This is a genomic window from Gordonia hirsuta DSM 44140 = NBRC 16056 (assembly GCF_000333015.1).
Lineage (GTDB): Bacteria > Actinomycetota > Actinomycetes > Mycobacteriales > Mycobacteriaceae > Gordonia > Gordonia hirsuta.
In genome coordinates this window covers 147,944-172,239 of sequence record NZ_BANT01000002.1, presented here as the reverse complement: position 1 = coordinate 172,239, position 24,296 = coordinate 147,944, and the positions used below count along the sequence as shown (strand labels likewise).

Here is a 24,296-nt window from a genome sequence, read left to right as displayed (position 1 = left end):
GTTCTTATGTGCTGGCGCGCGAAGTCGCACTATCGTGCGCCACGCTCGGCGCCGGTTGACGCTACTGACCGTCGGCTTCCCGGAGGACTTCCGCCGATGCGTCCACGGACGATTCTGCCGCCGGTGCACTCAGTTTGGCGAATCGCGGGTCATCGAGCAGCTCTTCGCCGAGATCGTCGATGACATCGACGTCCGGCAGCAGCGGAGCCAGATCCGGCAGTTCACCCAGCGAGGCCAGCCCCAGTCGTTCGAGGAACAGCTCGGTGGTCTCGTACATGGTCGCATTGGTGGACTCATCGGCGCCGGATTCGGTGATCAGTCCGCGGGCCAGCAGAGTGCGGACGACGCCGTCGACGTTGACGCCGCGGATCGCGCTGACCCGGGCCCGGGTGACCGGTTGCCGGTACGCGATCACCGCCAGGGTCTCCAGCGCGGCGCGGGTCAGTTTGCTGCGGGTGCCGTCGAGCAGCAGGGTCTCCACGTACGGGGCGTACTCGGCACGGGTGTAATAGCGCCAGCCGTCGCCGGCGAAGCGCAGATCGAAGCCGCTGCCGGCCTCGGTCAGCTCGCCGGCCATGGTCTGCAGCGTCTCGCGGACCCGGATGCGGTCCTGATCCACCACGGTGGCCAGTTCCTCGGTGGAGATCGGCGAATCCACCACCAGCAGAACCGCTTCCAGTGCCCCGCGCAGTTCGGCGTCGTCGAGGAAACGTTCCTGTTCGTCGACGATGGTGGGATCGCTCTGCACCGGCCGATCCTTCTCTGCGGGACCGTCGGTCATCCGTATTCCTCCTCGGCTTTGGCCATGGCCTTCTCCAGGTCGGCGTCCTCGGCGTCTCCGGTCCAGCCGACCTTCAACTCGCCGAGTGCCTCCTCCTGGTCGAAGGTGACCGCGCGTTCGCGGTACAACTCCAGCAGCCCCAGGAAACTGGCGACCACCTCCAAGCCGCTATCGCAGTCGGCGACCAGCTCGGCGAAAGTCAGCATCCGGCCGCCGGCCGTCCTGAGTAGCGTGCCGATGCGTTTGGCCTGTTCGGGGACCGAGACGTGGGATCCGTGTAGATGACTCAGCCCGACGGTCGGCTGTGGTTTGGGCGCCATCGCCGCGGCCGCGATCTCTGCGAAGCGCTGGACGTCCACACCCAGTTCCACCTCGGGCAGCAGCTCGGCGTACCGCTCTTCCAGGGATACCGCACGCGGATAACGTTGCAGCGCTGTAGCTTCCAGCTCCGCGAAGAGCAGCGCCACCTGCTTGTATGCCCGATACTGAAGCAACCGGGCGAACAGCAGGTCGCGGGCCTCCAGTAGTGCCAGGTCCTCGGGGTCGTCCACCTCCCCCGACGGCAGCAGACGAGCGGCTTTGAGATCGAGCAGCGTCGCGGCGATCACCAGGAATTCGGTGGTCTGCTCCAGGTCGGCGTCGGGGCCGAGGCTCTTGGTGTAGGCGATGAAGTCATCGGTGACGACGTGCAGCGCGACCTCGGTGACGTCGAGCCGGTGCTGACTGATCAGATTCAGGAGCAGGTCGAACGGTCCGGTGAAGTTGTCGAGTTTCACCTCGAAGCGCCCCGGCGCCGCCGTTGCCTCGCCGGCGGCGGTCTCGAGGTCGATGCCGGGCGTCACCGGCGGTCAGCCCTCGTTACGGGCGATGACCTCGCGCGCCAGGTTCCGGTACGCCTCCGCGCCGGCTGATTTCGGCGCCCAGGAGGTGATCGGTTCGCCGGCCACGGAGGTCTCCGGGAACCGCACGGTCCGGCTGATGACGGTGTCGAAGACCGCATCTCCGAAGACCTCGACGACGCGCGCCATCACCTCGCGTGAATGCAGAGTGCGTGAATCGAACATCGTCACCAGAATGCCGCCGAGTGTCAGCCGCGGGTTCAGCCGATCACGCACTTTGTCGATCGTGTCGGTCAGCAGCGCCAGTCCACGCAGGCTGAAGTATTCGCATTCCATCGGGATCAGGACATTGTCGGCGCAGGCCAGGGCGTTGACGGTCAGCAGTCCCAGGGACGGCTGGCAGTCGATCAGGATGTAGTCGTAGCGGTCGGCGACCGGGTGCAATGCCCGCGCCAGGGCCTGTTCACGACCCACCTCGCTGACCAGCTGGATCTCGGCCGCCGACAGGTCGATGTTCGACGGCAGCAGGTCCATCCCATCCACCCGGGTGCTGATCAACACGTCGTCGGTCGCCGCATAGGGCGCGACGAGCAGGTTGTGCACCGTCTCCTCGAGTTCGTGGTGCGGCACACCCAGGCCCGCCGACAGTGCGCCCTGCGGGTCCAGGTCCACCAGCAGCACCCGGCGGCCGGCCTCGGCCAGCGAAGCGCCCAGGTTGATGGTCGACGTCGTCTTGCCGACGCCGCCCTTCTGGTTGCAGACCGCAATGATCTTGGCCGGCCCGTGCCGATCCAGCGGTCGTGGCTCGGGGATCTCACGGTACGGCCGACCGGTCGGTCCCAGCGGCACCGAATCCCCTTCGGACGACGTCTGACCAGCGGCATCGGGCGTTCGTGCGCTCACCTGTCCGCTGCTCCTCCCCGGCGGCCGACCGCCTACGACTGTGGACGTGCTGCAGTCCGCTTCGTGAATCACCCTAACGATAGTCGTGATCGCCGGGCCCCGATCAGGCGCACCACCTCAGTCCCGCACGCGCTCCTGCAAATCGGCTTTGCGGATCTTGCCGGCCGGCGTGGTCGGCAGCTCGTCGACGATCTCGAGGAAGACGGGCACCTTGTAGTTCGCCAATCGCTGGCGGCAGTAGTCGATCAGTTCGTCCGGCTCGGCGGTCGTTCCCGGAGCCGAGATGACGAAGTAGTAGCCGACCTCGCCGCGCACCGGATCGGGCTTGCCCACACCGGCGGCCGCGGCGACCGTCGGATGCTCCACCAGGACGTTCTCGACTTCGGCCGGATACACGTTGTAGCCGCCCTGGATGTACATCTCCTTGCTGCGGCCGCGCAGGGTCAGGTGGCCGTCCGGTGACCTGACGACCATGTCCCCGGTGGCCAGCCAGCCGTCGACGAAAGTCTGCGCGGTCGCCTCGGGCCGATCCCAGTAGCCGTCGGCGATCAGATCTCCGCGCAGCTGCAGCTCCCCGTCCACTCCGGCGTCGACGACGTTCCCATCGGGGTCCACCACGCGCGCCTCGACACCCTCGAGCGCCGTACCCAGGGTGGTCAGGAGGGTCTCCTCGTCGTCGTTCCAACCCGACATCACCGCCGCACCCGAGCTCTCCGACAGCCCGTACAGATTCATCAGGCGGGCCTGCGGTGCAGCTTCGAGGATCGCACGGAACAGTGCCGGCTCGACGTTGGAGCCACCGGCAATGGCCAGGCGCACACCGAGCTTCTCGCCGGGCGCGAGTTCGGCCAGCATCAGTCGCATCATCATCGGTACACCGGTGAGCACGGTGACACCGTGGTGCCGCAGCAGCTCGGCCGCCTGCGCCGGCGAAAAGGCCGGCATCAGCAGCACCTGGCCGCCGCCGAGCAGCATCGCCAGCAGGGTGCAGGTGACGCCGCCGACATGGTTGAACGGCAGTGCGGCGATGGCCTTGTCTTCCGGACCGACCTGGGTGCGTTCGACCTGTCCGGCCGCCGATGCGAGGAGGCTGCGGTGTGTGAGCACAGCACCTTTGGGGGTTCCGGTGGTGCCCGAGGTGTAGAGGATCAGGGCGGGCGAGCCCGGATCGAGTTCTCCTGCGGTCGCGGCGCTCTGCCCGGGGTCTGCCGCGGCCAGGTCTTCGAACGAGTCCAGTTCGGTGCCGGTCGGCGGGTCGACGTAGACCAGAGACGTCAGATCCGGCAACTGGTCGCGAATCGATTCGTGCAGCGCGACGAAGTCGAAGTCGCCCATGCGCGCTTCACTGATCAGCATCGACGATCCGGAGTCGGCCAGCATGAACAGCAGTTCCGTCTCGCGATATCGCACATTCAGGGTCACCAGAATCGCGCCGATCCGGGCTGTCGCCAGAAATGCTTCGATCCATTCGGTGCGGTTATGCAGTGCGATCGCGACCCGGTCGCCCGGACCGATCCCGCGCTGGGTCAACCCTGCTGCGACCCGGTCGACCCGTGCGAGCAGGTCGGAGTACGTCACGCTGCGGTCACCGTCGATCAGGTAGACCGCCTCTCCACTGATCTCCACGCGTTCGACCAGCGTCCGGTAGAGGCTGCCCTGGGGAGCGGAGAGAACAAGATCGGACGATGACACGGCTGGCTCCAGTCGACGTACGGGTGGCGGAATCGCCCCCATCCTGCCCCTGCTCTCCCGTTCCCGCTGAACTTTCGTGCAGATGGAAGTATCGCGTGTTCGAGAACCCGATCTCCGCGCCATTCACGGGCCTTCAGCACTGTCATTGGTCTCTGTCCGCGAGATTCTGATTCCATGCACGCGCCGTCGGCCTTGCTGCGATCCTTCGATTCCGCCGCCAGTGCGACTTCGGCACCGCAGGCGCGGCCGCAATCGCGCTGAATGATTACACCGCGTCGACGGTCGACCATGCATTCCGGCAAGGCGATATCGTTGCAGCCTGTTCTAACCCTCGACCTGACAGTCAGCGTTGATGCGCACCTTGTCACAGCCGGTTGCCGTCGGGCTTTCAACGATGCCGATTCCGCATACTCGAAGCGTGCGGACGACGGCCGGTTCTGTCAGAGGGTGCCGCTATTCTGAGGGTGATGAATTTCCGGCCGGACGGTGACGATATACCGATCTTTCCAGGAGAGGAATTGTCGGAGGGTCACGATATCGTCAGTGACGAGAACACTGAAGGAATCGAATCGGCGCAAAGGAGGTGAAGCACGTGAGTGAAGAACGGGAGTTGCCGACCGTCGGGCGAGTCTGGCCTGTCGATCCGGGACGAGGTGCGGTCGATCTGAGTAACCAGGAGCCCTGGTCGAAGTCCACAGAGTCGTCAGAGCCCGGGGAGTTCATCCCCGTCGGCGAACCAGGCGCGGCGCCACTGACCGAAGAGCAACTCCTGGCCGCGCACGGTATCGAACTACCCGAGTCACCGTTGGCGTTGTGGCAGCTGATGGATGCCGCCGCCGCCAAACTCGGCCATACTCCACTGGCTCCCGCACCCGCTGCAGCAGTGGCCCGCTCTGTCGAAGTCTCCGAACGGATTCGACGCCGGATGGATCGGCTGTCGGCAGCGCTGCATCACGAGGCCGAGGAACGGTCGATTCACCGGCAGGCCGGCTACCTGAACATGCACACCTACATGTCCTCAGGTCATCGCCTCGGCCCGCACGAAAGCAAGCGCCGGATCGCGTTAGCCAAGCAACTGATCGGCCGAACCAGCCTGTCGGGGCAACCGCTGGATCCACGGTTGGCTGCCACCGCGGCCGGAGTGAGCGACGGCGAGGTCAGTGCCGCACACACCGCTGTCATCGCCGCGATCATGAAGAAGGTTCCCGACGCGGTCTCCCCCAAAGATCGCGGCCAGATCGAAGCTGATCTGGCCGCCCATGCGCGCAACCTGTCGCCGGCGCACCTGGCCAAGGCGGGCGCCCGGCTGCTGGCACTGATCGACCCCGACGGGGCCTACACCGAACCCCGGGACCGCCAGCGGCAACGAGACCTGCACCTGTTCGGTCAGAACGAGCAGTTGATGAGTCGGCTACGCGGTGACCTGACACCTCGGGCCCGGGCGAAACTGGAACTGATCCTCCAACACTGGGCCGCCCCCGGCATGAACAATCCCGACGATCCCGACTCACCTCATCCAGCAGATGCGCCGGACGGATCGCGAACCTCAGACGGGCCCGACGTCGATGAGGACCGGCTCGACAATGCCCGGCAGCGTGATGACCGCAGCCCTGGACAACGCAACCATGACGCCTTCGAGGCGATGCTCGATTTCATCATCGCTAACCGCGGCCTGGGCCGGCCCGACCGTATCCCGGCCGAGATCGTCATATCGATCACCGACAAAGAACTCGCCGAGAAGGCCGGTATGGGGCTGACCGCCACCGGAACCCTGATTCCGGTGGCCGACCTGATCGAACTGGCAGCCCAGGCCACGCCTTACCTTGCGGTGTTTCGCCACCACACGCGCCAAGCGCTGTACCTGGGGAAGGGAAAGAAGCATCGTTTCGCCAATAAGGCCCAACGCCTGATGCTGCTGGCTCGCGACGGCGGCTGCACCGCCCCGGGCTGCGATGTTCCGTTCAGCCGGACCGAAGCGCATCACAGTCCCGACTGGGCGAAGGGTGGGCGCACCGACATCGATGCCATCGGCGCCACCTGCGGCGGCCATAACCGCTGGGTCGGGCCGAATCCCGGGCAGTGGGAGACCGACCTGCTCAACGCCGGTCCGAATGCCGGCCGCATGGTCTGGCGACCTGCCGGGAGCACCGCCCCCTGGCAGCTCAACCCCCTGCATCACCCTGAGTTCGATGCCGACCAGCGCACTCATGCCCCTCCCGACACTCGTTCCGGCACCGAGAAACAACTCGAAGCCCGGATGGGCCTGGCCTTCCTCCAAGACGACACAGGGAACGGGGCCGCCGGTCCCCCATCACACGGCCCCGGCCCACCGGGCTGCTCCGCCGACACCGGCGTCGCCGCCTGACTCCGGTCCGGAGTCAGGGACGTACCGGCTCAAAGCTAGTGCGAGTCGACGACGGGTTCGATCCGGACCGGAAAGTTCACCGAATCGGCGATGAAGCACCATTGATGCGCGTGCTGATGGGCAGCGGTGGCAGCATCGATCATTCCCGCCTCAGCGACAGTGACTTGTGGCCGCAGAACCACCCCACGAGTAGCCGCGCCCGGCATTGTCGGCCCCGACTGCCACACTCTCTGTGTGGACATCACCGAAATCTCCGGCTACCGAGTGCTGCGACAACTGGGCGCCGGCGGAATGGGCCAGGTCTTTCTCGTGCAGCATCCTCGGCTGCCCCGCCAGGACGCACTGAAGCTGATCGATGCCGGGGTCTCTCGGAACAACGAGTTCAAGGCTCGCTTCCAGCGCGAGGCCGACCTCCTCGCACTGCTCTCCCATCCGAACATCGTCACCCTGTACGACCGTGGCGAGTACGACGGTCGGCTGTGGATCACGATGGAGTACATCGCCGGTACCGATGCCGACGAGTTACTGACTACGCGTGGCCGGCTGCCGATCGATCTGACGCAGAAGCTGATCAGCTGCGCCGGCTCGGCTCTCGATTACGCCTGGCGGAAACAGCAGATCACCCATCGCGATGTGAAACCCGCGAACATCCTGCTCGCCATTGACGACGGCCAGATCGAAGCCGTCAAACTCGCCGACTTCGGGATCGCCAAGGCCGCAGGCGAGTCAACGACACTGACTTCGACGGGTATGACCGTTGGAACTCTCCAGTACGTGAGTCCGGAGGCCATCGAAGGCCACGACGTCGACAACCGATCCGACGTCTATTCGCTCGGCTGCACAGCCTTTCACCTGCTGACCGGACAGCCTCCGTTCGCCGGGAAGACGATGACCTCACTCATCTCCGCGCATCTGAACCAGGACGCACCGTCAATCAGCGATGTCGCACCCGAGCTTCCGGAGGCGCTGAACCCGGTATTCGCGATGGTCCTGGCGAAGAACCCCGACGACCGGTACCAATCGTGCGGCCACTTCGTTGCCGCACTGGCGGAGGCCACCGGGAGCGAGATAGCCGATCCGACCTGCGCCCAGACGATGTCGGCGATTCCGGCGCGAATACCCAAGCGCACCGCGTACGCGCCCACCATGGTCGGGAAGGCCGTGGCCACGGACCGTTCGGGCGGCACCCCGCCGGGCAGCTCGCGCGGTGCGATGGCAGCCCTCTGGACCTCGCTGGCGGTGATCGCACTGGCCGCAATCGCCGCAGGATTCCTCCTGACCCGCGGCGGCTCCGAGAGCGCCACCCCACCGCCAGTGTCAACGACGACGCCCACGACAACCAGCACGAGTTCCCTGACCCCATCCACCCCGACCACGGCCGCCGAGACCACGACGGAAGTGACGATGACCCAGGAACAGATCGTCCCCGGACCGGTCGAAGGCATGCCATGCGATCCGAGCACTGACGGCCAATCCCCTGACGCAACGCTCCATTGCAGCGGAATGACCGGGACATGGCGAGACCTCACCCACCAATCAAATCCCACCGTTCAGTGGAACGAACCCTGCTTCGAGCCGGGGGCTCGGGCGCGAGTGCAGAACACCGACGCGCTGGTCACCTGCCAGCTCTTGCCGTCCGGCGAGGGCTACACGTGGAGGCAATGAGGCGCGGTTATCGCGCACGCGGATGCGCGGTCGCGTAGACCTCCCGCATGGTGTTGACCGTGACCAAGGTGTAGACCTGCGTCGTGGTCACCGACGAGTGTCCGAGCAACTCCTGAACCACGCGCACATCGGCACCACCGTCGAGCAGATGCGTGGCGAAGCTGTGTCGCAGCGTGTGCGGGGACACGTCTTTGTTCACCCCGGCACGCTCGGCGGCCTCGGCCAGCACCTGCCAGGCACTCTGCCGGGACAATCGGCCACCGCGCACATTGAGAAACAGGGCCGGGTTCGCCCTCTTGGCCAGCGTCGGCCTGCCCCGCACCAGGTATGCCTCCAGTGCGGCGATCGCCGGGCGCCCGACCGGCACCACCCGCTCTTTGCCACCCTTGCCGCGCAAGATCACGGCTCGGTGCTCGGTGTCGATATCGTCGACATCCAGTGCGGTGACCTCGGAGATCCGGGCCCCGCAACTGTAGAGCAACTCCAGCATGGCGCGGTCACGCAATGCGCGGGGATGGTCGGGGGCTCCGGCCGCCTCCAGGATGGCCTCCACCTCGTCGATCGCCAGGGCTTTGGGTAGTCGTCGCGCCGGTTTCGGGGGCCGCACCGTGTGTGCGACGTCTTCGGGCACGATCCCCTCGGCGGCGGCGAACTTGTGGAAACCTCGCGCCGCCACCAGTGTTCGTGCCACCGACGAGTCAGCCAGCGGCGCGACGCCACCGTCCCGGTCTCCTCGTCGCAGGGCGACCAGGAATTCGCGCACATCGGACTCGGTGACCGCGGTCAGCGTCGATCGGCCCGCCTGCGCCAGAAACCGGCTGTAGCGGACCAGATCGCGCCGATACGACGAGACGGTGTTGACCGCAGCACCCTTCTCCACGGTCAAGTGGTCCAGGTAGCGCTGCACCACCTCATCGATCGCCGACCCCGTCACCGTCGCACCTAATCCTGTTCCGGGGGTTCTGCCGCGCTCGGCGCATCCTGCTCCGGCGCCGACCGGGCGCCGAACGATGACGGCCGATCGGTCCACGGGGCATCCGTCGGCCGCAACTGCGCACCCGTGCGTTCGGCGGCTGCCAGCGCAAGGATTCCAGCGACTGCCGAGGCGTTCACGATCTGACCGCTCAACGTCGCCGCGACCGCCTCGTCCAGTGTCATCCAGTGCACCGTCATATCGGCTTCCTCGTGCACCTGGACACCGGTGTCGACCGGCCACAGATCTTCGGCCAAGAAAACGCGGGTGGCCTCATCGCAGAAGCCGGCCGAGGACACCAGATCCACCAGCGTGCTCCAGCGCCGGGCCGCCAGCCCGGCTTCTTCTGCCAGCTCACGTTGCGCGGCCTGCAGCGGCGACTCGTCCGGGCCGCCGTCGAGCAGCCCGGCCGGCAGTTCGAGCAGCCGCCGCCCGACCGGATGCCGGTACTGCAGGACCAAGGCGATCCGGCCGTCGGCATCGCGAGCGGCGATCACCACCGCCCCGTGTTTGGCGACCACCTCGCGCGTCGCGGTCCGCCCGTCGGGCATCAGCACCTGATCTTTACGTAGCGCCAGGATGGCACCGGAGTACACCGTCTCCGAATCGGTGACGGCGAACTCGTGTCGGCGGCTCACGACGTGTGCTCGATCCTGCGGTCGCCGCTGCTACTCTGCCGCCGATTCGGCGACCGGCGCCGCCTCGTCTCGGGTGATGTCGGTCGGGTCGTAGCCGTCGAGTTCGACCGGAAGCCGTTCTGCCGCCTTGTATCGCACGGCAGCCTCGATGAAGGCCGCGAACAGCGGGTGCGGTCGTGTGGGACGACTCTTGAGCTCCGGATGCGCCTGTGTCGCCACCAGGAACGGATGCACGTCCCGCGGGTATTCGACGAACTCGACCAGCGTTCCGTCCGGAGAGGTTCCGGAGAACACCAGACCCGATTCGGCGATCTTGTCGCGGTAGGAGTTGTTCACCTCATAGCGGTGCCGGTGCCGTTCGGTCACCTCGGTGGTGCCGTAGGCACGGGCGACCTGGCTGCCCGCGGTCAGCGTGGCCGGATACGAACCCAGCCGCATGCTGCCGCCCAGGTCGGCGTCACCGGCCACCGCCGCCTGCTGGTCGGCCATCGTGGCGATGACCGGATGCGGGGTGTCCGGATCGAATTCACTCGAGCTGGCCTCGGCCAGGCCCACCGAACGGGCGGCCTCGATCACCACGCACTGCAGCCCCAGGCACAGCCCGAGCAGCGGAATCCCGCGTTCGCGGGCGTAGCTGATCGCACCGAGCTTGCCTTCGATGCCGCGGATCCCGAAACCACCGGGGATCATGATGGCGTCGACGTTCCGCAACGCTGCGTCGGCGCCCTCGGGCGTGGCGCAGTCGTCGGACGGAACCCAGACGATCTCGGTGCGCGCATAGTGCGCGAATCCGCCAGCACGGATCGCCTCGGTCACCGACAGGTAGGCGTCGGGCAGATCGATGTACTTGCCGACGATCGCCACGGTGACGGTCTCGCGGGGCGAATGCACGCGGTCGAGCAGATCACCCCAGACGGTCCAGTCCACGTCCCGGAACGGCAGTCCGAGCTGGCGCACGACGTAGGCGTCGAGCTGTTCGCGGTGCAGCACCTTGGGGATGTCGTAGATCGACGGCGCGTCCGGAGTCGAGATGCAGCCGTCGACGTCGACGTCACACATCAGCGCGATCTTGTTCTTCAGCGCATCGGGCACCGGGCGGTCACACCGCAGGATCAGTGCGTCCGGCTGAATACCGATACTGCGCAGTGCCGCCACCGAATGCTGGGTCGGCTTGGTCTTGAGCTCGCCCGAGGGCGCCAGGTAGGGCACCAGCGAGACATGCAGGAAGAACACGTTGTCGCGGCCCAGGTCGTGCCGGATCTGCCGGGCGGCCTCGAGGAACGGTTGCGATTCGATATCGCCGACGGTGCCGCCGATCTCGGTGATCACCACATCCGGCGAGAGGCCGTCGGCGTCGGGATCGTGCATCGCCATCATGCGGTTCTTGAGTTCGTCGGTGATGTGCGGGATCACCTGCACCGTGTCACCGAGGTACTCGCCGCGACGTTCCTTGGCGATGACCGTCGAGTACACCTGCCCGGTCGTGACGTTCGCCGAGGCGCCCAGATCACGGTCCAGGAACCGCTCGTAGTGGCCGATGTCCAGATCGGTTTCGGCGCCGTCCTCGGTGACGAAGACCTCACCGTGCTGGAACGGATTCATCGTGCCCGGGTCGACGTTCAGATAGGGGTCGACCTTCTGCATGGTGACGCGCAGACCGCGTGCAGTGAGCAGTTGCCCGAGGCTCGAGGCGGTCAAGCCTTTGCCCAGGGACGACGCGACACCGCCTGTGACGAAAATATGCTTGGTGTCCGGTTCCCCATGGCGCAGTGATCGCAAAACTATTGCTCCCGTCGGCTTGATACCTACGGGACTCCAGCCTAGCGCATCTAGGGCACCGTGATCGACGACGCTCCGGGACCGCTGCCGTAGGCACCGGACCGGCCGTCCTTCTCGGCAGCCGCGGCGAGCACCACCGTGAGACGACCGGCCTGCTCACCGACGTCGTCGACGGTCGACAGCGACCGCCCCAGTGCCGGATCAGCACGCACCACGGCGATGGGCGCGCCGCCCTCGGCGCTGCCCTCGCGGCCGGCCAGCACACCGCCCCGGCCGCGCTGAGCCATCGCGGCGGCCAGACGACCGATCAACTGTCCCTGGGCGCCCGCATCGGAGGGCATCGCGCCGCCGGTCATCACCACGACCAGGTCGGCAGGCTTGATCGCTCCGTCGGCGTAGTTGAGGAAGCCACCCGCGCGCAGCGTCTGCAGTACGGTGTCGCGCTGGGCCGCAGCCACCGGCCCGGCGTTCTCCCGCACCAGCAGGGTCGCACCCAGCAGGTCGCCCAGTCGCGATCCCGAATCGGTGAAGTCGGCCCGCAGTTGCTGCCCGTCGGGCACCGATTGAGCCACGATCGAGGCCAGTTTGGTGGAATTCTCATCGCGCACGAGCGCCGTCGTGAGATCCAGTTGCCCGGAGAAGTCGGCTCCGGCGTCGTTGAGCAGCCCCTTGACCGCTTCCACATCCGACTCCGCCGCAGTAGGTGCGGTCACCACCAGGACCGAGGTGCGGTCGAGTCGGCCCGAGACCAGCCGCCCGGTGACCCCCTCGATGAAGCCGGAGTCGGTGTTGACCTGCCGGGCCAGCGCATCGCGTTCGTCGGTGACCGTGCCCAACCGGTCACGGTCGGCCCCGGTCAACCGGTTGAGTCCATCGCCGATGAAACCGGCCCCCAGGAACAGACCCAGCGCCAGGGCCAGGAAGACGGCGATCAGCGAGATGGCGTGCTGACGCAGGGAGATCATCAGCCGGTGGTCCCCAGTCCGCTGAACCAGCCGGTGACCGTCTCCCACTGGCCGCTGAACCAGTCGGCCATCCCGCTGTCACCGGAGGTGAGAACCAGGGCGACGATCAGCACCAGCAGGGCAGCCAGCAGCAGCGCAGCGATCACCGCGCCGCCGACCCGGCTGCGATACAGCGTCGATACGGCCTTCGCGTCGACGAGCTTCTGCCCCACCTTGAGCCGGGTCAGGAAGGTCGACGGAATCTGGTCGCGGCGGCTGCGGTCGAAGAAGTCGTTCATGTCCCCGCCCAGCCCGACGGTGACGATCAGATCGGCACCGTGGAAATCGGCGAGCAGCAGCGCCAGATCGCCGGCGCAGCCGACGGCCGGGAACGTGGTGGCCCCGATCCCCAGGTCCTGGATGCGTTCCAGACCGGCGGCATGGCCGTCCGGATCGGCCGGCAGCACCACCTCGGCACCGCACTTGAGGGTGTCGGTGGCGATCTCGTCGGGATCGCCCACGATCACCGCCGGCCGGTAGCCGGCCTTGCGCAGGGTGTCGGCGCCGATCCCGACGCCGATCATGACCGGCCGGTACTCCTTGATGAACGGTTTGAGCGCCTTGAGGTCGGCGACCCGGTCCGAACCGTCTCCGACCACCACCACGTGGCGGCCCTCCAGGTTCACGGTCAGTTCGGGAACGCCGACACCGTCGATCAGCAGCGGGGATTCGCTGCGGATGAACTCGATCGAGTTGCCGGAGAAGGCCTCGAGGTGATCCACCAGCCCGGTCTTCGCCTCGAGCATCCGGTCGGCGACGGCGCGTTCGTCGAGCTCGGTGCCGCGGGCCACGACCCGGTCTCCGATGTACAGGCGGTTGTCGTGCAGGCGCACCTTGGCGCCCTCCTTGACCCGGGCGAAGACCTCCGGGCCCACCGCATCGAGCAGCGGGATACCGCTGGCGGCGAGCACCTCCGGTCCCAGGTTCGGATAGCGGCCGGTGATCGACGGGGCGGCGTTGACCACCGCGACCACCTCGGCCTGCACCAGGACATCGGCGGTGAGCCGGTCCAGATCCGCCTCGTCGAGGATCACCACATCGCCGGCACTGACCCGATCGAGCAGACGTTTGGTCTTCTTGTCGATCCGCGCGATTCCGGTGGTCCCGGGCAGATCGTCGGTGCGGCGGCTGAGCAGAGCTGGCATCCTCATGGCCCGATAGTGGGCCGCCGCGAGCAAGATCACACGGAGGCGCGCCGTAACAACCGCAACTTTTGCCACAGAGAGAACACAAACAACGCAATCCCCTCACATCACGGCAGTCACGACCGTCACAGTCTCCGGTTCAGTCGGCTGGACTGTAGTCGGCTGGGTTCAGTCGGCGGCGGCGCGTGCGGCCTCGGCGGTCTCCAGCAGTTCTTCGGCGTGCGCGCGGCCGGTATCGCTGTCGCCGAGTCCGGCCAGCATGCGCGCCAACTCGGCCACCCGCTCGGCACGGTCGAGGGTGGTCAGGGTCGAGGTCTGCGCGCCCACAGTGCCGCCACCGGTCTTGCCGATCACCAGATGGTTGTCGGCGAAGGCGGCCACCTGCGGCAGGTGGGTCACGACGATCACCTGGTGCCGGCGCGCCAGCCGCGCCAGGCGGGCACCGATCTGCACCGCGGCCCCACCGCCGACACCGGCGTCCACCTCGTCGAAGACCATCACCCCGCCCGCATCCGGTTCGGCCAGCACCACCTCCAGCGCCAGCATCACGCGCGACAGTTCACCACCGGAGGCCGATTTAGCGATCGGCAACGGCCGGGCGCCCTGATGAGCGACCAGCCCGAACTCCACCCGATCGGCACCGTCACCGCCGGCGTGAGCCCGCTGCCCGTCGACGGTGATCGCCAGCCGGTCGTCCTCGGCCGGACTGAGCTCGACGGTCACCGCCAGTTCACTGCCACCCATCGCCAGGCCGGCCAGTTCGGCCGAGACCTTGCTGCCCAGCTGCTTCGCCGCGGTCACCCGAACCTTGTGGAGTTTCGCCGCCAGTCCGGCGACCTTCTCCCCTTCGCTCTGTGCCCGCACTTCAAGCTCTTCGACGGAGCCCTCCGGATCCTCGATCCGGGCCAGGCGGCTGCGCGCCTCGGCGGCCCACGCCAGCACCCCGTCGATATCGGCGGCGTATTTGCGGGTCAGGAGTTTCAGCTCGCCCTGCCGGGTCAGCAGCCCGTCCAGATCGTGGGCATCCCCGGGCAGTCCGGCCAGGTATCCGGACAGCTCATCGCTCAGATCGTTGACCACCACCAGGGCCTCGGCCACTCGCGGCAGCAACTCGCGCAGGGCGGCGTCGTCGGCCCCCTCCAGCAGGGACCGCACCGTCCCCAGGCTTTCGATGACGCTCCCGTTCATCCCGCCGTCCCCGGCGAGGTGACCGTGCGCTCCGGCCGCCGCCGTCCGCAGATCCTCCAGATCGGTCAGCCGACGGATGGTGGCGACCAGGTCGTCGTCTTCCCCGGGTTCGGGGGCCACCGCGTCGATCTCCTCGAGGCCGAAGCGCAGCCGGTCGGCTTCTTGAGCCAGCTCCCGGGAATCGTTTCGCCGCCGGTCCAGCTCATCGAGGGTGTTCACCCAGGCCGTGCGCGCCGTGCGATAGCGCACCAGCAGATCGGCTGCCTTGGTGCCGGCGAACCGGTCCAGGGCCGCGCGCTGCTGATCGGGCCGGGCGAGCCGAAGCTGATCGTTCTGACCGTGGATCGCCAGCAGTTCCCCGGTGAGCTCGCCCAGGGTCGCCGCCGGAACCGAACGACCACCCAGGTGAGCACGTGAGCGGCCATCGGCGCTGACCGTTCGCGCTGCGATGACGGTGTCGTCATCGTCCAGCTGCGCCCCGGTCGCCTCGATCACCTCGTCCAGTTTCGGCGGACGCTGGTCCGCCGCGGGCAGCCGGAACCGGCCTTCCACCACGGCCCGATCGTCCCCGGTCCGGACCCGGCCCGCATCGGCACGTGCCCCGGACAGCAGCCGCAGACTGGTCACGATCATCGTTTTGCCGGCACCGGTTTCGCCGGTCAGCACGGTGAAACCCGGCGAAAACTCCGCCGATGCCGACTCCAGAACACCCAGACCGTGGATCGAGAGTTCTTCGAGCACCGATCAGCCTCGCTTCCCGCGCCAGCCGGTCACCGGTAGGGCGAATTTGGTCACCAGCCGATCGGTGAACGGCTCGGAGTTGATGCGGATCCAACGCAGTTTGTTCTCGGCGCGCTTGGCCTCCAGCCGCGCACCCGCGGGCACCTCCAGGATCCGGCGGCCGTCGCACAATGCCACGGCGGGCCGCCCGTGAGCATCGACTTCGACGGCGATCTTGGACCGGGGGCTGGTGACCAGGGGGCGGGCGAACAGCGCATGAGCGTTGTTGGGCACCACCAGGATCGCTTCCAGATCGGGCCACATCACCGGACCGCCGGCCGAGAAGGCGTACGCGGTCGAGCCGGTCGGTGTGGAGATCAGCAGACCATCGGCGCCGAACGCCGACACCGGCCGGCCGTCCACCTCGGTCACCAGCTCCAGCACACCGTTGTGCGAACGATTGGCCACCGAGACCTCGTTGAGCGCCCAGCTGTGCCCGCACGGGGTACCGCTGGCGATGTCGAGCACCGTCACATCGAGCACCATGCGTTCGACGACGCGGTACTCCTGGGCGATCAGCAAATCCATCACCTGCTCGATCGCATTGGCTTCGGATTCGGCCAGGAATCCGATGTGTCCCAGATTCACCCCGAGCAGCGGAACCTGGGCCGGGTAGGCCAGTTCGGCTGCCCGCAGGAAGGTGCCGTCACCGCCGAGGACCAGAACCACTTCGCAGCCGACCGCGGCCTCCGGGCCGGCGCTGACCACTTCGACGTCCACCCCGGTGGCCCGCAGCTGATCAGGGTCGAGCGGATGCCAGACGTACTCCTGTGTCTCCGACGGCAGCCGGGTGTCGTGTTCCAGAACCCGCAGCGTGATACCGGCCTGGGCACATCGGCGGCCGACCGCCTCCAGGGTGTCGGTCACCACATCGCGTCCGGTATGTGCGACGACGAGGAAGGTGCGCGGCTGCATCGTCGTTTCCTCCCTTTCCGGCGCCGGTGGCCGCTGCCTCGGTGGGGTCACCGGGGCGACTCACTGCGGGTCGTGCCCGCAGTCCAGCACTGCTGTTCACCACTGTGGTTCTTCACTGCGGCCCGCGTGCCACGGCCGCAGTGATCATCTCCACGGTATCGTTCGCCTCCGACAGCGTCCCGGCACGGTGGTCCTGCGGCCGATGCAGCAGCAGGAAGTACTCGACGTTGCCGCTGGGCCCGGGCAGCGGGCTCGCCTCGACCGCCAGCGTCACCAGGCCCAGCTCAGCAGCCGTCGCGGCGACCTCGGCGACCGCTTCGACGCGCAGTGCGCGATCACGGACCACCCCGCCGGCGCCGACCCGGTCCTTGCCCACTTCGAACTGCGGTTTCACCATCGGCATCGCATAGCCGCCGGGACGCAGACAGCTCGCCAGAGCCGGCAGCACCAACTTCAACGAGATGAACGAAAGATCCGAGACGATCAGGTCCACCGGACCGCCGATCATCTCCGGGGTCAGATGCCGGACGTTGGTGCGGTCGTGCACATGCACCCGATCGTGCGACTGCAGGCGCCACACCAACTGCCCGTAGCCGACGTCGACGGCCTCCACCCCGGCAGCACCGGCGCGCAGCAGGACATCGGTGAAACCACCGGTCGAGGCTCCCGCATCCAGGCAGCGTTTGCCGGCCACACTCACCCCGAGCGGTTCGAATGCGGCCAGCGCCCCCAGGAGCTTGTACGCCCCCCGCGAGGCCCAGTCGTCGCCGTCGTTCTCGATCACCAGCACCGGTGTGTCTTTGGCCACATTGGTCGCTGCCTTGGTGGCTACGGTGCCGTTGACCTTGACCTGGCCCGCATCGATCAGGGCCCGCGCCTGCTCGCGCGAGCGGGCGAGCCCGCGACGCACCAGTTCGGCATCGAGCCGTGCACGCGCGGCCATCAGTCTTCCAGCGCCGCGGCCAGCGTGTCGTGTGCCGCCGCCAGCAGTTCGGCTCGCTTCGCCAGGGACGGCAGGTCGAACTCGCCGTCGGTGGCCTCCCGGATCGCGATCACCTGATCGAGGAGCTCGCGCACCTGACCGGTCGCCGGGTGGTCGGCCGGATCACCGAAGTCACCGGAGAGGCGGGCGGCCTGAGCGGCCATCGCCGACGGTGAGGGCGCTGCCGGACGGTTCTGAGCGCCGGTCACCGGGACCCCAGTCCCAGGTCGTCGAGCAGTTCGGTGGCGGCGGCCGCCGGCGAGGAGATCCGCAGATCCAGCTCGCCGACCTCGGCCGTCCACACCGCATTGGCCAGTGCCGGCAGCAGTGCCGCCGGATCGGCGTCCCCGCGGGGTTCGGCGGTGACGCGGTTCTCGTGCACGCTGATCTGCCAATCGCGCTGCGGACCGATCCGCAGCACCTCGGCGGGACGGTCCAGGCCCGTCAGCGCGCCGACCACATGGGTGGGCCGTTGGTGCGGCGGGGCGGCCAGCAGTGCGCGCGCGGTGGTGACACCGGTGAGTACCAGCAGGGAGTCGATACCGACGGCATCGGCGCCCTCGATATCGGTGTCGAGCCGGTCCCCGATCATCAACGGTCGACGAGAGTTACTGCGCGCCAGCGCTTCTCTCATGATGGGTGCCGCCGGCTTTCCGGCGACCTGCGGAAGCTCCTCGGTCGCCGAGGCCACCGCGGCGACCATCGAGCCGTTACCCACCAGCAGACCCCGCTCGGTCGGCAATGTGGTGTCGGTGTTGGTGGCGATCCACAGCGCTCCGTTCCGGATCGCCAGCGCCGCCTCCGAGAGCTGAGCCCAGCCGGTCTCGGGCGAGTGTCCCTGGATCACTGCGGCGGGGCGATCGTCGGCCGAATCGACCGGCACCAGACCCGCCTCGGCGACCAGTTCGCGCAGCGCCGGGGCGCCGACCACCAGGATCTTGCTGCCCGGCGGCAACCGGTCGGCAGCCAGCGCCGCACCGACCTGGGCGCTGGTGATCACCTGCTGCGGAGTGGCGGCAAAACCGAGTTCGGCCAGATGATCGACCACCTGGGCGGCCGACCGGCTGGCGTTGTTGGTCACGTAGTACGACGTCGCCGCATGCTCGGCGACCAGCTCCCGGGCACCCGGCAGCGGCGTATACCCCTGATACAAGGTGCCGTCCAGATCGAAGAACAGTGCGTCGTAGACGACCGGCAGCGGTGCCGCATCGGCGGTCTGCGAGTCGGTGGGTACCGGCTCGGTCACCGCCTGTTCCGGCGGCACCTCCGAGAGCAACTCCTGCAAGACGAATTCGGCGTCGGTGGCATCGTCGATATCGGCCGCGGCCGCGTTCTGGTACCAGGTGAGTGCTTCGGGACGGCGCCCCGCCTGCAGCAGGGCGCCGGCATAGGCGCTGAACAGCCGCGCAGCCTCGGTGCCGGTGCGGCCGGCCCGCAGATCCTGCCCTTCGAGCACCCGCACGGCCGCTTCCAGGTCACCCAGATCCTGGTGTGCACCGGCTTCGACGATGGCCAGTTCGACGGCTTCCTCGCCGGTCAGCGCTTGTCCCTGCGGACTCTGCGCGACCTCGATCGCACGCTCGGGCCGGCCCAGTCCCCGCTCGCTGTCGGCGATCAGCGGCAGCAGCGCATCGCCGTCCCCGGAGATGCGGCGGGCCGCCCGCAGCTCCGACAGCGCTTCCTGCCACTGTCCGGCGTAGTAGGCGGCGATCCCGGCGGTCTCCCGGACCACACCGACGCGCGCCGCGCGCGCACGGGCGGCGCGGGCGTGTGCCAGGGCCAGCTCCGGATCCTCGGCCAGCACGTCACCGACCACCACCAGGTGGCGGGCCACCCGGTCGGCGGTGGCCTTGTCCAGACCTTGCAGATCCCGCCGCACCTCGGGATCCAGGTCGCTCGCGGTGACCCCGTCCGGGATCTCCGGTGCAGTCTCTGCGCTCATGCGTCACCGAACCGGGCACCGGCGAAGGTCTTCTTGCCGCGCCGCAGCACCAGCCAGCGGCCGTGCAGCAGATCGTCGTCACCGGGCGTCCAGTCCGCATCGGCGACCTTGACGTTGTTGACATAGGCACCACCGGATTCGATGGCGCGTCGAGCCGCCTTGTTACTGGTTTCCAGGCCCGCATCCACCAGCAGCTCGACCATCGTCGGACGGGCACCGGCCGGATACTGCGCGACGGTCGTCTCACCCACGGCCGCCGCGAGCGTGGCCTCGTCGAGCCCGTCGAGTTCGGCCCGGCCGAACAGCGCCTGGCTGGCCAGTTCCACCGCGGCCGTCTGCTCGGCGCCGTGAATCAGCGTCGTCATCTCGGCGGCCAGCCGCTTCTGCGCCTCGCGCAGGAAGGGTTTGTCGGCCACCGACTGGGCGAGCTCGTCGATCTCCTCCCGGCTCAGGAACGTGAACCATTTGAGGAATTTGACGACGTCGGCGTCGGCCGTGTTCACGAAGTACTGGTACCAGGCGTACGGGGAGGTCAACTCCGGGTCGAGCCACAGACTGCCGCCACCGGTGGATTTGCCGAACTTCTTGCCGTCCGCGGAAGTCACCAGCGGCACCGTCAGCGCGTGGGCGGTGGCGCCCTCGACCTTGCGAACCAGGTCCACGCCGCCGACGATATTGCCCCACTGATCCGAGCCGCCGATCTGCAGCAGACAGCCGTAACGGCGGTAGAGCTGCACGTAATCGTTCGACTGCAGCAGCAGATAGCTGAACTCGGTGTAGCTGATGCCGTCCGATTCCAGCCGGCGTTTGACCGTATCGCGCGCCAGCATCACGTTCACCGAGAAGTGTTTGCCGATCTCGCGCAGGAAGTCGATCGCCGTCAGGTCACGGGTCCAGTCCAGGTTGTTCACCAGGATCGCGCCGGTCGACTCCGACCCGTCGGCTTCCTCGTCGATATCGACGAAGCGCCGCAGCTGTCCGACGATCTTCTCGGCCCAGCCGGCCACGGTGTCGGCCGAGTTCATCGTGCGCTCACCGACGTCGCGCGGGTCGCCGATCAGCCCGGTGGCACCACCGGACAGCACGATCGGCCGGTGTCCGGCCAGCTGGAAGCGGCGCAGCGTCAGCAGCGGCACCAGATGTCCGGCGTGCAGACTGGCGGCCGTCGGATCGAAGCCCGCGTACAGGGTCAACGGCCCGTCCGCCAGCGCTGCCCGCAGCGCCTGCTCGTCGGTGGACTGGCCGATCAGGCCACGCCAGGACAGTTCCTCGAGAATGTCGGTCACCGGGCTGCTCACTTCTCCTTGCTCTCGCCCGCCAGCAACTGGTGTTCATCGTCGCCGACCTTGCGGGCGTCGGCGATCAGCATGTTGGGAATGCCCAGTTCATCGATCGCATAGGCCACCCGCAGCCGCGGGTTGTACAGCTCGTCTCCCGCATCGATCAGTTCGCCGAGGTCTTGCGGGCACACCAGACGCGCCCGCACCACGGGGTCCAGCTGCTCTGCACGTGAGGTCATGACTGCTCCTTTTCGCCGGGCACCAGGCTACCCGCCGCCCCGGTGGCGGCCCGCCTCGGAGCCGCCTCCGCTGAGTCCTGCTGCGCAGCGGTCGCGTCGGCACCAGAGGTCTGAGCATCGGCCGTCTGGGCGCCAGTCGTATCCGGGCCGCCGGCCGTCGGCCCATCCGGGCTGCCGGCCACGCGACTGTCACCGTGCGGGCGGCGAGCCGCCGGCTGCGGTGTCGGCGCCGACCAGTCGATCGAGTCGACGATCGACTTGGTGTACCGGCGGTAGCGGCCCTGAGCATCGCGGTACCAGATCTTCGGTCCGGGTTTGGGGATCCCGCGGCGCACCAGATCGGCGTACATCGGCCGGTACGATTCGCTGACCGGAATGTCCCGGACCACCATGATCAGGTGCGGACGGTCGGTCGCCGCCAGCTCACCGAGAGTCACTCGCAGCTGCGTCGGGGTGGGCGACGATGCCCCCGTGCGCAGCGTCAGCGCGGCCACCGCCACCTGTTCCCCCGGTTCTCCCACGCCGTAGACCACAGCCTGATCGATACCGGGCATCCGCGCCAGCGCCTGCTGGATGGGCTCGGCGAACAGCACCCCGTCGGCCGACCGGATCATCGTCGACTCCGAACCCAGGAACCACAGGTCCCCGTCGACGTCCCGGCGGAACAGGAGTCCGGACACCTCCCACCGATCGTGCGGACGGAACACATCGCGCAGCACCCGGCCGCCGGCTTCGTAACGCTGTCCGGCATGAGCCATCAGCATGCCGACTTCACCGGTCTCGGCGGCCCGGACGAAGCCGCTGTCCCGGTCGATCTCCAACTGCCCCAGGTCGGTGCGGTAGGCGGCCAGCGCGACACTGTTGGTCTCCGGCAGCGGCCGGCCCATCGCACCGATCTTGGTGCCGTCGATGTTGGCCAGGATCGCCGAACCGTCGGCGGTGGCGAAGAACTCGAGCACCTTGGACCTGGGCAGTTCCCGATGGATATCGGCCCACAGTCCGGTCGGCAGGCCCGAGCCCATGAACAGCCGGACCGTCGACAGCTGTGCCGGGTCGAAGGACGGCGAATGCAGCACCTCGCGCAGCATGCTCCAGGTGTAGGAGACCACGGTGACGCCGTAACGGCGCACCTCGGTCTGGAAACGGTCGACGTCGACCCCGGTCGACAGGGCGATCCGGGACCGGCCGGCCACCGTGGCGCCGAGCGTGGTCAGCAGACCCGAGGCGTGGTGCAGCGGCGGCAGACAGTAGACGGTGTCGTGATCGGACAGACCGGCCGCAGCCGCCGCACCGAAGGCCGACATGGCGAACCGGTGATTGGTGACCGACCAGCGGACCAAACGGCTCTGCACCCGCGAATACAAGATGAATGCCAGGTCACCGGCCAACCCCGGATCGGGGCGGTACCAGCTCGGCAACCGCACCTGCGCCGGATCGATGCGTTCCATATCCACGATCGACGAGCCGTCGGCCCGATCGATGACACGCGCATCGCCGCCACCGAGCACCAGGACACGGCCGCACACCGAGGAGGCGATGTCCAGATGATCCGGATCGGCGACGATCACCCGCACCTGCGCTTCGGTGACCATCTCGGCCAGGTCACTGGCCGAGGACAGCATCACCGCCACCGCCCCGAGCCGGGACAGGGCGGCCACCACGACCAGCGCCGAGGGACGCGGATCCATCATCACACCGATGTGTTCACCGGGGCGGACACCGCATTCGATCAGACCGGCGACGACGTTGTCGATACGGGTGTTCACCTGATCGTGGGTGAGCACGCGGTTCTCGAACAGGAACAGTTCCGCGTCCGGGGTGCGCCGGTTGTTCTCGCTCATCAGTTTGCCCAGCGAGATGCGCGTCGACGGCTGGATCTGCCCCAGCCGGAACAGGCGCGGCACCGTGCGGACCGATTCGCTGGCCACCGCCCGGGTGGTGCGTTGCACCGAATCGACGGCGTCGATCAACTCCTTGGTCAGGACCGTGCCGGCCCCGGCGACCTGCCCGACACCGTAGGTCAGGCGGCTGGTCCAGCTGATCCCCGAGCCGCCGCCCTTTTCCGGCGGCGACATCGGCGAGATGGTCTCGGGCCGCTCCCCCTCGCCGTCGATCCACCGGATCCACTGGGAGGTGGTCGGCCAGGACAGCCGGCCGGCCGTGGATCCGACCACCAGGCCGAAGTGCCCGGCCGGGATCAGGGTCTCGTAGACGTCGGCGTCCGGGGAGGCGTTGACGATGCCGCGCACCGCCAGGGGCTGCCCGATGTCGTCGGTCTCGCCGACGAAGGCCAGGACGGGGCTGGTGATCTCGGTGAGCGAGACGATCTCGCCATCGATCACGAAGCCGCCCGACACCATCCGGTTGTGGACGACGAACTGTTTGAGCAGTTCGGCGATCGCCGGACCGGACCAGGCGACCCAGCCCTCCTGCTCGATGAACCGGCGCTGATCTTCCCGCGGCAGCAGCGCATCGCGGTCGTGCAGTTTCCGCAGGAACGAGATGCGACTGCGCGCGGTCTTGACCGGATCGGCCATCTGGAATCCGGTGCGAGCCAGCCAGCTGGGGATCCACAGCCGGGTGAAGACCTTGTCGGCCAGCAGCTCGGCGCCGGGCACCGCCAGATTGGCCGGCACACCCAACGGCAGCGCGGCCAGCACATCGACGGGGCTGCCGTAGGTCACCACGCTGGCGATGCCGGCCGACCGCCGATAGGCCGCGGTCTGATAGGCGAACATGCCGCCCTGGGAGTAGCCGCCCAGATGCACGTCCCGCCCGACGACGCCGCGGACCAGGTCCACCACGCGGCTGATGGCCATCACATGGTCGGTGAGGGTGCGTTCCATGCCGCCCTCTTCGTGATCGGGCGAACCGAAGTCGATGACCCACGGAATGATGCCGTGCCGGTACAGGATCGAGGCGGCGCCGTTGTCCCGGGTCACGTCGTAGACGTTCGCCGAAACCATCATCGGCGGGATCAGGATGATGTGGGAGAAGCCGTCACCGGGATCTTCGGGGAAATAGCGTCGCAACCGATACATCTTCTCGGTCTCGACGATCCGGAACGGTGCCGGTTCGGTACCGGTCTCGAATCCACCGAGACGGACCACTTCCAGCCCGTTCTGCGCGGTCGCGACCACGCGACCGACCATCCCGCCAATGTTCGGCACACCAACCATCGTCACA

Annotated in this window: 19 protein-coding genes; 2 read left to right on the top strand and 17 right to left on the bottom strand. The window is 67.8% G+C overall.

Features of this window, described 5'->3' with window-relative positions:
* Positions 1 to 61: 61 nt before the first annotated feature.
* The 4 genes from scpB to GOHSU_RS00915 all read right to left on the bottom strand — a co-directional run bounded on the left by scpB (position 62) and on the right by GOHSU_RS00915 (position 4,215).
* Complete coding sequence (gene scpB / locus GOHSU_RS00930; protein ID WP_005935343.1) at positions 62 to 781, bottom strand: SMC-Scp complex subunit ScpB; 720 nt, start codon at positions 779 to 781, stop codon at positions 62 to 64.
* Positions 778 to 1,623 carry a segregation and condensation protein A gene (locus GOHSU_RS00925; RefSeq protein ID WP_005935341.1) on the bottom strand — a complete coding sequence of 282 codons (846 nt, stop codon included), beginning with the start codon at positions 1,621 to 1,623 and terminating at the stop codon, positions 778 to 780. The genes scpB and GOHSU_RS00925 overlap by 4 nt, the downstream gene beginning before the upstream one ends.
* Positions 1,624 to 1,629: 6 nt before the next feature.
* Positions 1,630 to 2,523 carry a ParA family protein gene (locus GOHSU_RS00920; protein ID WP_024332678.1) on the bottom strand — a complete coding sequence of 298 codons (894 nt, stop codon included), beginning with the start codon at positions 2,521 to 2,523 and terminating at the stop codon, positions 1,630 to 1,632.
* Positions 2,524 to 2,640: 117 nt separating this feature from the next.
* Positions 2,641 to 4,215, bottom strand: coding sequence for a class I adenylate-forming enzyme family protein (locus GOHSU_RS00915; protein ID WP_005935338.1), 1,575 nt, complete (start codon positions 4,213 to 4,215; stop codon positions 2,641 to 2,643).
* Positions 4,216 to 4,807: 592 nt separating this feature from the next.
* Between GOHSU_RS00915 and GOHSU_RS00910 the strand changes: the two genes are divergently transcribed.
* Both GOHSU_RS00910 and GOHSU_RS00905 read left to right on the top strand, forming a co-directional pair.
* A complete protein-coding gene (locus GOHSU_RS00910) occupies positions 4,808 to 6,580 on the top strand; it encodes an HNH endonuclease signature motif containing protein (RefSeq protein ID WP_005935336.1) in 1,773 nt (590 codons plus the stop codon).
* A gap of 234 nt (positions 6,581 to 6,814) precedes the next feature.
* Positions 6,815 to 8,245, top strand: coding sequence for a serine/threonine protein kinase (locus GOHSU_RS00905; protein WP_005935334.1), 1,431 nt, complete (start codon positions 6,815 to 6,817; stop codon positions 8,243 to 8,245).
* Between the two features lie 7 nt (positions 8,246 to 8,252).
* Here GOHSU_RS00905 and xerD read toward each other — a convergent pair whose 3' ends face one another.
* The 13 genes from xerD to GOHSU_RS00840 form a co-directional block, all read right to left on the bottom strand.
* Positions 8,253 to 9,179, bottom strand: coding sequence for a site-specific tyrosine recombinase XerD (gene xerD, locus GOHSU_RS00900; protein ID WP_005935332.1), 927 nt, complete (start codon positions 9,177 to 9,179; stop codon positions 8,253 to 8,255).
* An 8-nt stretch (positions 9,180 to 9,187) separates the two neighbouring features.
* Positions 9,188 to 9,856, bottom strand: coding sequence for an NUDIX domain-containing protein (locus GOHSU_RS00895; RefSeq protein ID WP_005935330.1), 669 nt, complete (start codon positions 9,854 to 9,856; stop codon positions 9,188 to 9,190).
* Between the two features lie 30 nt (positions 9,857 to 9,886).
* The gene (gene pyrG, locus GOHSU_RS00890; RefSeq protein WP_005935328.1) at positions 9,887 to 11,635 is read right to left on the bottom strand and encodes a CTP synthase; all 1,749 of its coding nucleotides are present in this window, start codon (positions 11,633 to 11,635) and stop codon (positions 9,887 to 9,889) included.
* A gap of 50 nt (positions 11,636 to 11,685) precedes the next feature.
* Complete coding sequence (locus GOHSU_RS00885; RefSeq protein ID WP_005935326.1) at positions 11,686 to 12,600, bottom strand: copper transporter; 915 nt, start codon at positions 12,598 to 12,600, stop codon at positions 11,686 to 11,688.
* Positions 12,600 to 13,784 carry a putative cytokinetic ring protein SteA gene (steA, locus tag GOHSU_RS00880; RefSeq protein ID WP_024332675.1) on the bottom strand — a complete coding sequence of 395 codons (1,185 nt, stop codon included), beginning with the start codon at positions 13,782 to 13,784 and terminating at the stop codon, positions 12,600 to 12,602. The genes GOHSU_RS00885 and steA overlap by 1 nt, the downstream gene beginning before the upstream one ends.
* Before the next feature lie 168 nt (positions 13,785 to 13,952).
* Positions 13,953 to 15,713 (bottom strand): DNA repair protein RecN, encoded by a 1,761-nt coding sequence (gene recN, locus GOHSU_RS00875; RefSeq protein WP_005935322.1) that lies wholly within the window; start codon positions 15,711 to 15,713, stop codon positions 13,953 to 13,955.
* A 3-nt stretch (positions 15,714 to 15,716) separates the two neighbouring features.
* Entirely contained in the window at positions 15,717 to 16,667 is a 951-nt protein-coding gene (locus tag GOHSU_RS00870; RefSeq protein WP_005935320.1) for an NAD kinase, read from the bottom strand.
* A 112-nt stretch (positions 16,668 to 16,779) separates the two neighbouring features.
* Complete coding sequence (locus GOHSU_RS00865; RefSeq protein WP_005935318.1) at positions 16,780 to 17,610, bottom strand: TlyA family RNA methyltransferase; 831 nt, start codon at positions 17,608 to 17,610, stop codon at positions 16,780 to 16,782.
* Complete coding sequence (locus GOHSU_RS00860; RefSeq protein ID WP_024332674.1) at positions 17,610 to 17,858, bottom strand: hypothetical protein; 249 nt, start codon at positions 17,856 to 17,858, stop codon at positions 17,610 to 17,612. Before GOHSU_RS00860 ends, GOHSU_RS00865 begins: the two co-directional genes overlap by 1 nt.
* The gene (locus tag GOHSU_RS00855; RefSeq protein ID WP_005935314.1) at positions 17,855 to 19,591 is read right to left on the bottom strand and encodes an HAD-IIA family hydrolase; all 1,737 of its coding nucleotides are present in this window, start codon (positions 19,589 to 19,591) and stop codon (positions 17,855 to 17,857) included. Before GOHSU_RS00855 ends, GOHSU_RS00860 begins: the two co-directional genes overlap by 4 nt.
* Entirely contained in the window at positions 19,588 to 20,889 is a 1,302-nt protein-coding gene (gene tyrS / locus GOHSU_RS00850) for a tyrosine--tRNA ligase (RefSeq protein ID WP_005935312.1), read from the bottom strand. The genes GOHSU_RS00855 and tyrS overlap by 4 nt, the downstream gene beginning before the upstream one ends.
* Positions 20,886 to 21,110, bottom strand: coding sequence for a Trm112 family protein (locus GOHSU_RS00845; protein WP_005935310.1), 225 nt, complete (start codon positions 21,108 to 21,110; stop codon positions 20,886 to 20,888). The genes tyrS and GOHSU_RS00845 overlap by 4 nt, the downstream gene beginning before the upstream one ends.
* Entirely contained in the window at positions 21,107 to 24,289 is a 3,183-nt protein-coding gene (locus GOHSU_RS00840; protein ID WP_005935308.1) for an AMP-binding protein, read from the bottom strand. Before GOHSU_RS00840 ends, GOHSU_RS00845 begins: the two co-directional genes overlap by 4 nt.
* Positions 24,290 to 24,296 lie beyond the last annotated feature (7 nt).

Excerpts from the sequence above, each read along its gene's own strand:
- GOHSU_RS00865 (WP_005935318.1), bottom strand. The coding sequence starts at position 17,610 with ATGGCCGCGCGTGCACGGCTCGATGCCGAACTGGTGCGTCGCGGGCTC.
- steA (WP_024332675.1), bottom strand. The coding sequence starts at position 13,784 with ATGCCAGCTCTGCTCAGCCGCCGCACCGACGATCTGCCCGGGACCACC.
- GOHSU_RS00885 (WP_005935326.1), bottom strand. The coding sequence starts at position 12,600 with ATGATCTCCCTGCGTCAGCACGCCATCTCGCTGATCGCCGTCTTCCTG.
- scpB (WP_005935343.1), bottom strand. The coding sequence starts at position 781 with ATGACCGACGGTCCCGCAGAGAAGGATCGGCCGGTGCAGAGCGATCCC.
- GOHSU_RS00840 (WP_005935308.1), bottom strand. The coding sequence starts at position 24,289 with ATGGTTGGTGTGCCGAACATTGGCGGGATGGTCGGTCGCGTGGTCGCG.
- GOHSU_RS00870 (WP_005935320.1), bottom strand. The coding sequence starts at position 16,667 with ATGCAGCCGCGCACCTTCCTCGTCGTCGCACATACCGGACGCGATGTG.
- GOHSU_RS00855 (WP_005935314.1), bottom strand. The coding sequence starts at position 19,591 with ATGAGCGCAGAGACTGCACCGGAGATCCCGGACGGGGTCACCGCGAGC.
- GOHSU_RS00845 (WP_005935310.1), bottom strand. The coding sequence starts at position 21,110 with ATGACCTCACGTGCAGAGCAGCTGGACCCCGTGGTGCGGGCGCGTCTG.